The sequence below is a fragment of the Streptomyces sp. NPDC001027 genome, from assembly GCF_040299045.1.
GTDB lineage: Bacteria > Actinomycetota > Actinomycetes > Streptomycetales > Streptomycetaceae > Streptomyces.
Genome location: NZ_JBEPBI010000323.1, coordinates 1 through 7,247 on the forward strand (window position 1 = coordinate 1; position 7,247 = coordinate 7,247).

The following is a 7,247-nucleotide window of genomic DNA, read 5'->3' on the forward strand; positions in this document are numbered from 1 at the left end:
GACGGACAGCACGACTTCGACAGCACGAGGACCCCGAGACGCCATGAAAAAAGCATACAGATTTAGAGTCGCCATTTCAGGCGCATCACACTAGCGGGCCGCGCCGGAAGTCCCGGCGGGCCCCCGAGAGGTCTGCCATGTCCCGAACCGTCCATCACGTCCCTCCCCGGCATCGCGTCGAGCCCCTTCACCTGCAGGACGGCGGCCGGCGCCTCGTCACCGGTCACTGCCTCGTGGAACTCCGTTACCGCGCGGCGGACCTGACCCGTGCGCGGCGTGAGCGACGACGCCCGACGCCCGTACCGCTGGTGCGGGAGTTCCGTGCGCGCACCTTTCCCCGGAGCCTGAACGCGCGGATCGACGGCCCTTACGAGCGGCGTGCCCGCGCGGCCCTGGCCGTGTTCCGCTCGACCTCCCGCAACCGTCTGCGTGCGGCTCCCTCCGGGGCCCTCCTCGCCACGGCCGAGGACCTGGACCATCCGCCGACCCGCCACCGTCACCGCAACCTGTGGGAGTGCTGACCGACCCCAGGCGAGGCGCGCCCGCTCCTCCCACGTCGCGGCGGGGGCGGGCGGCTCGGAGCGGACGACTCGGGGCAGGCGGCTCGGGAAGGACGCCCCGTTTTCGGTGTGAGAGGCGCTCTTCGGGCGTTGCGTTCATAAAGAACGCGGGATCGACGGCGACCGTCACCTCGTCGCAACGCAACGGCCCCGCTCCGCACAGAAGGACCCCCTACCGTGGACAGCACAGCTCACCGCTGACCGCCCCGGCCGCCGTCGCCCGAAGGCGCACCCCCGCCCTCGCCCCGACAGGAGCTCCGTGTTCCCGCGCCCGCACGTTCCCGCTCGCGCACATGCCGTTCTGCCGCCCTGGCTCTCCCACGCCCTGCGCACCCAGCGCGGGCCGGTCCCCTGGAGCGCGGTCACCCGCGGGGCGCTGTCGGCCGGCCCCCTGCTCCTGGCCGCCCTGCTCGCCGGGCAGCTCTCCCTCGGGGTCGTCGCCGCCATCGCCGCCATGCTCGCCGGCATCAACGACCGGCCCGGCAGCCGACGGGCCTCCGTCAAGCGGCTGGGGGCGCCCGCGTTCGCCGGAGCGGCCGGACTGTTCGTGGGCACGTACGGCGGCGACGAGTTGGGGGCCGTCGCGCTGACGGCCGTCCTGACCGGGCTCGGGCTCGTCGCCGGCGGGATGAGCGCGATCGGTCCGGTCGCCTCCGCGGCGGGCACGCAGTTGCTGGTCGGCGCGGCGGTCGGCGCCGGGATGCCGCTGCCGGAGGCCGGATGGGCGCGCGCTCTCGCCTACCTCGCCGGGGCGGGCTGGCTGCTGGCGCTGCGGCTCGCGCTGCCCACACCGGGCGCGCTGACCGGCGACTTCCGCTTCGACGGGGAGCGGGACGCGGTGGCCCGTGTCTACGACGCCGTCGCGGATCTGCTCGACACCGTCGGCACGGGGCGCGCCGTGGAGCGCAGGGCGGCGCTCACGGCCGCCCTCGACCATGCTCAGGACGCCCTGACCGGGCCCCGGCTGCGTCGCCGCGCCGGCTCCGCGGCCGAGCGGCGGCTGCACGCCCAGTACGCCGCCGCGCTGCCGCTCGCCGAGGCCGCGACCGCGCTGGCCTGGACCGGGGAACCGCTTTCGGAACGGGCCTCCGTCGGACCCCGCCGGCTCGCGGACGCCGTGCGTCGGAACACGCCCACCGGCCCGCTGCCGGCGCCCTCCCGGTCGGCCCCGGCGCTGCGCGCGCTCGACGACGCCCTGCTGCACGCCGCCGACGCCTTCGACCGGGGGCGCGGGAGCGACCTGCACACCCGGCGGCGCGGCGCAGGCGACCTGCTGCGCACCGCGTTCGGGGCGGGCGGCCGAGAGTACGGGCTGCGGGTCGCTCTCTCCTTCGGCGCCGCCGTCGCCGTCGCCCAGGTCCTCTACCACTCGCACTGGTACGGGCGGCACCCGCACTGGTACTGGCTGCCCGCCACCGCCGTCTTCCTGGTGAAACCCGATCTCGGGCCCCTGGTGTCCCGGGTGCTCTCCCGGGTGGCGGGGACGGTGTTCGGCGCGCTGCTCTTCGCGGGCTTCGCCGCCGTGCTCCCCCGGCCGGAGGGGCTGGTCGCGCTGGTCGCCGTCTGCGGTGCGCTGATCCCGGTCGCCACCCGGCACTTCGCCGCCCAGACCGCCGTCGCCACGGTCCTCGTGCTGGCGCTGGTGATGGTCGGCGGGGAGCCGCAGGCCTCGGTCAGCCGGATCGTGGAGACCCTGCTGGCCTGCGCGATCGTCCTGATCGTCGGGCATCTGCCGATGCCGGCGGAGCGCGGCGGGCAGGTGCGCGCCCAGCTCGCCGTGGCCGCGGACGCCGCGCACGCCTACCTCGCCCACGTCCTCGGCGGCTCCGACGACGCCTCCGCTACCGGCGGTTCCGGTGACGCCTCCGGTCCTGGTGGTTCCGGCGACGCCTCCGTCCCCGGCGGCTCCGACGATCGCTCCGTCCGCTGGACGCTGCGCCGCGAGGCCTACCGCACGCTGTCCGAGGCCCGCACCGCCATCGCGCTCGCCGCTCACGAACTGCCCGCGCTCGCCCGGCACACGCAGGGCACGGACGAGGTGGCCGCCGTCCTGGAACGGCTCGTGGACACGACGACCGCCTGCGCGGTCCACCTCGACGACACCGGACGGCTCACCGCCCGGCACCGCGATCGCCTCACCGAGCTGCTCGGTGAACTCGCGGCGGGCAGTGCACGCGTGGGTCTGCCCGGCCCGGCGTCCTCCCTGAGTCCCGCGACGCGGGAGAACCTCTCCGCATCAGGCTGACGTTCCCAGCGACGACGGAAGGGCCTCGGGCGGTCGGTCGGCCACGGCCGTTCGCGACGGACCGTCGCACAGGAGCGGCAGCCATGCGACCGCCGGCCGCACCGGCCCGCCTCGATGACCGGCCCGCACGGATCACGGGCCCGCCTCCACCAGCGGCCCCGCTCGGACCACGTGCCCCCTCGACCACCGGGCTGCCCTCCCCGACGGCGTCGGCTGCCGCGCGGCGGTGTGCGTCCGCCGTCACGACAGGTGCGGCTGCTGGCACGCCCGGTGCCGAAGATGTTCGTCGGGTGATCGGATTCTCACACTCCGCACCGAAGGCGTGTCACCTATGTCTCAGTCCCGCAACCGGGCGAGGCGATCCACCTCCGCAGAGCGTTAACTCCTACACGTACGACGCTGATCGGAGGTGCGAGATGGTGAACGGGCGAACCGTGCTCGAGCGCTTTCCCGCGGGCGGGCCGCGCGGGTCGTGGCCCGCGGAGGAGTTCGCGCACGCGCGGCGCATGGAGGGACTGGCCGCCGAGGTCGTCATGGACCTCGCCACGGACACGTTCCTGGTGGTCGTGCGCAGCGCCGACGCCGCGCAGTGAGGCGCCGGCCGCCCGGCGACCGCGAGTCGGCCGGGCGCCGCGGCAGCCTGCCGGCGCGGGTCATCCCGACGGGGCCCGGGCCGGTGCCTGCACCGTGAACTGCTCGGCCTGCAGCGCGTACAGCTCGGCGTAGACGCCGCCGCCCGCGAGCAGCTCGTCCGGCGTCCCGGACTCCACCAGCCGGCCCTGGTCGAGGACGTGCACCAGGTCGGCGTGCCGGACCGACGCCAGCCGATGGGTGATCAGGACGACCGTCTGGCCGCTGTCGGCCAGGGCGCGGATCTTCTCGAAGACCTCCAGCTCGGCCCGGGCGTCGAGGGCCGCCGTCGGCTCGTCCACGATCAGGATGCGTCCGCGCCGGTACGCCGCCCGTGCGATGCCCAGGCGCTGCCACTGGCCGCCGGACAGCTCGTGTCCGCCGCTGAAGTGCCGGGCGAGCAGGGTGTCCAGACCGCGCGGCAGATCCGCGACGACCTCCTCGGCCCCCGCCTCCGCGATCGAGGCGGCCAGCCGTTCCTCGGTCAGCGGGGCGGCGGAGCGCCCGACGGCGATGTTGACCCGGGCCGTGAACGGCCACCGTTTGAAGTCCTGCGCCACCATCGCGATCCGCTCGGCGAGCCGGTGCCGGTCCGCGTCGGCGGCGTCCACACCGTCCCACAGGATCCGTCCCTGGTCCGGCTTGTACAGCCCGGCCAGCAGTTTCACCAGCGTCGTCTTGCCGGAGCCGTTCTCGCCGACCAGCGCGATGATGCGGCCCAGCGGGAGCGAGAGGGTGACGTCGTCCAGGGCGGGGCGCGCCGACTCGCCCGGGTAGCCGAACGTGACGTTCTCGAAGCGGATCTCGTGCGGGTCGTCCGGGAGGGCCACGCCGCCGACGGGGATCGCCCGTTCGGCCGCCTCGGTGTACAGCCGCTGCAGATCGCCCACGAACAGGGCCTCCTCGTGCAGCTGGTTGACCTCCAGCACCAGGGTGTTGAGGCTCGCGGAGCCGCTGCGGATGGCGATGACGGCCGTGCCCGCCACCGCCAGCGCCATCGTGCCGGTGAACAGCAGTCCGCCGAGGGTGGCGTACGTGGCCAGCGTGGCGACCCCCGTCCAGGTCGCCGCGACGAGTCCGGTGCGGGCGGCGAGCCGGGCCAGCCGGGCCTGTTCCGCCTCGGCGGTCTCGGACATCGCGCGGAAGTGCCGCAGCAGGAACGGGCCGACGCCGTGGACGCGGATCTCGGGCGCCGCCGCCGGTTCGGTGAGCAGACCGGCGATGAGGTGTCCCGCGCGCGCGTGCTGCACCCAGGTGTGGAAGGACTCGTAGCGGCGCCGGGCGTTCGTCAGGGCGCTCCACGCGCTGGGCAGGGTCATCGTCACCAGCAGCGGCAGCAGGAGCGGGTGCAGCACCGTCAGGACGCCGGCCGAGGCGATCAGCGAGATCAGCGCGTTCACCACGCGCGTGCCGTGACTGATCATGTAGCGGCTCGATCGGGCTCCGTACTGCGCGGTGTCCAGCAGCTTGTGAAAGGCGTGGTCCTCGATCGCGGCGAGCTCGACCGCGGCCGCCCGCTCCAGGTACAGCTCCGTCGCCACCCGCTCGACCTTGGGCTCCAGCCGTCCGGTGGCGTACGTCGACGCGGCCCGCAGCAGCGCCGAGAGCAGGAGCACGGCGGCCATCAGGGCCAGCGCGGGGGCCGCGCCGCGCAGCCGGTCCTCGATCACGCCGCCGGTGATCAGCCGGCCGAGCACGGCGTTCATCGCCAGGAGGCCGACGGCCTGTGCCGCGCCCCGGGCGAGCTCGGCGGCGAGCACGATGCGGGCGGCTCGGGGGTCGGCCTGCCGGGCGAGGCGGAGGGCAGCGGTGAGCAGGGACGGCAGCCGGGTCACCATGGCCCGGAAGTTGAGCTCCAGGAAGGCGTCCCGGTGCTGGTTCCAGCCTGTGTCGTAGCGGAGCGGTCCGCCGAACAGCAGCCGCTCCGACTCGGAGACGTCACGGTCGTCGGGACGGGTCTTCTCCCGTGCCCCGGTGCGCTGCTCCTCCTTCGTCGCGGTTTCCTTTCCCGCCTGTCGTGCCTGCCTCACCGTCGGCCTCCCCGATCGCGATCGCGGACGACGGCCACTATCGCGGGAGGAGGAGCCCCGGAGGCAGGGCGCAGGAGGGGGGAGACAGGACGCGCGGGCGTGCGCCGGGACGGCGGCGGCGACGGCCGCTCGTCGGAGGTCCGGGAGGTGTCTCTCAGGCGCTGATCGGCCGTGACCAGGCGGGCGTCGTGCCCGTGAGGCGGCACAGGGCCAGGTACAGAGGGATGGGCGGGGTGTAGGGAAGGGTGCCGTCCGGCCGGTGGATGAGAGCGGGGTCCTGCGGGGAGTCCGTGAGGAGCGCGCCCGGTGCGTAGTGTGCGGGCGCGGGCCATTCCAGCGCGTAGTCGGAGTCCGACGGGACCAGCCACCACCAGTGCGCCTGGTCGGCGTAGACGCAGCCCGTGCGCGGCAGCCGCGACATCAGCAGCGGGCCCAGGCGGGCGGGTACGGAGACGGCGTCGCAGCCCAGCGGGGCGGTCATGCCGTCCGGGACGACGAGCCGGCGCGGCGGTGCGGCGGCTCGCGGGCCGCCCGGTCCGCGTTGCAGGCGCACCAGGGTGTCGAGTGTGCGCGCCGGGGCCCGGCCGGGGCCGGGAGTCACGTCCTTCCCCGCTCGCGACCGTGCTCGAGCGGGTGGGGGAGCTGGGGGAGCGGGAGCGGGAGCGCGGTCGCGGGGTGGCCGGCCGCCCGGCCGAACCGGGCGTCGCGGCTCTCGACGGCGTTGTGGTCGGCCGCGCGGTGCCACTGGGGTGTCACGCGGGAGGCCGGCACGCCGGGGCCGGACGCGGGGCGCGGGCGGGCCGCCGCCGGACCGGGCTGCGCGGGGAGTCGCTGTTCGGCGGTCTCGTCGTCGTCGGCCGGGCCGTCGCCCGTGCCCGGCTTCGGGCGGGCGCCCCACCCGAGGTCGCCCCGCGGCGTCGCAGGACCGGCGGACGGGCGGGTGGGGACGGCGGGGAGCGCGTCCCGGGCGTCGAGGAGGCCGCCGAGGTCGCGGGGGTGCGGTGGGGCGGCGTCGACGCCGGGGCTGTCGCAGGGTTCTGCCGCGTCGCGAGGCACGTCGGCCGTGCGGAGCAGGTCGGCCCAGACCAGCAGGCCGGGCCCGTGTTCCTGGGCGCCCCACGAGTGACAGAGGGCCTCGACCAGGATCAGTCCCCGCCCGTGCTCCTCCTCGGGACGCTGCGGAGAGGGGTGCGGCTCGCCGGGGGCGCAGCCCTGGTCGCGCACGGCTATGCGGACCAGGTCGTCGCCGTCGTGCAGCTCGCAGACGACGATGTCGCTCGCGGTGTGCACGATCGCGTTGGTGACCAGCTCGGAGACGACCAGGGCGGCGGTGTCGCAGGTGTCCTCGCACACCGACCATCCCGTGAGCCGGGCCCTCGTCAGGCGTCTGGCCTGGGCGGGGGAACCCGGGTGGGCGGCCAGTTCGAATCGGAACCGGCGCTCGGCAGCGGCCTGGTCGGGGCCTGCTCCCGCGCTGGCACCGAGACCCTGGGGGCGGCCTGCGGCGGCGTCTGTTCCTAAGGGCGCGGACGGAATCACGCTTGCCACTATCGCCCCGCCGTGAACACTTGGCAAGTGTCACTCTGAAAAATGCAGAGTGCTGTGTGACGCGGTGGAGGGCCGTGGCACACTGCTCCGCAACAGCACGTAGAACGGCGCCGGTCGGGATCGCCGCGGACCCGTACTCATTCGTAGGGACCACGGACCACGTCCTCGAGTGGCGCCGTAGGGCTGTCGGGATTCTTTCGTGGACCGGCCGGGGCGGGGCTCGTGAGGGCCCCG

At 75.1% G+C, this 7,247-nt stretch carries 5 protein-coding genes and 1 pseudogene; 3 read left to right on the top strand and 3 right to left on the bottom strand.

Annotation, left to right across the window (positions count from 1 at the left end; translation table 11 throughout):
* Window positions 1-137: 137 nt before the first annotated feature.
* The 3 genes from ABT300_RS39375 (at window position 138) to ABT300_RS39385 (ending at window position 3,398) form a co-directional block, all read left to right on the top strand.
* Window positions 138-521 (top strand): hypothetical protein, encoded by a 384-nt coding sequence (locus ABT300_RS39375; RefSeq protein ID WP_351686594.1) that lies wholly within the window; start codon window positions 138-140, stop codon window positions 519-521.
* Window positions 522-819: 298 nt separating this feature from the next.
* Window positions 820-2,805 carry an FUSC family protein gene (locus tag ABT300_RS39380; RefSeq protein WP_351686596.1) on the top strand — a complete coding sequence of 662 codons (1,986 nt, stop codon included), beginning with the start codon at window positions 820-822 and terminating at the stop codon, window positions 2,803-2,805.
* Between the two features lie 416 nt (window positions 2,806-3,221).
* Window positions 3,222-3,398 carry a DUF8839 family protein gene (locus ABT300_RS39385; protein WP_351686599.1) on the top strand — a complete coding sequence of 59 codons (177 nt, stop codon included), beginning with the start codon at window positions 3,222-3,224 and terminating at the stop codon, window positions 3,396-3,398.
* A gap of 60 nt (window positions 3,399-3,458) precedes the next feature.
* Here the strand turns inward: ABT300_RS39385 and ABT300_RS39390 are convergent, their stop codons facing one another.
* The 3 genes and pseudogenes from ABT300_RS39390 to ABT300_RS39400 all read right to left on the bottom strand — a co-directional run.
* Window positions 3,459-5,465 carry an ABC transporter ATP-binding protein gene (locus tag ABT300_RS39390; protein ID WP_502978090.1) on the bottom strand — a complete coding sequence of 669 codons (2,007 nt, stop codon included), beginning with the start codon at window positions 5,463-5,465 and terminating at the stop codon, window positions 3,459-3,461.
* Window positions 5,466-5,619: 154 nt separating this feature from the next.
* On the bottom strand, window positions 5,620-6,066 hold the full coding sequence (locus tag ABT300_RS39395; RefSeq protein ID WP_351686602.1) for a hypothetical protein: 447 nt from the start codon (window positions 6,064-6,066) through the stop codon (window positions 5,620-5,622).
* A 242-nt stretch (window positions 6,067-6,308) separates the two neighbouring features.
* Window positions 6,309-7,013, bottom strand: a pseudogene (locus ABT300_RS39400) (ATP-binding protein); the annotation flags it as partial.
* Between the last annotated feature and the right edge of the window lie 234 nt (window positions 7,014-7,247).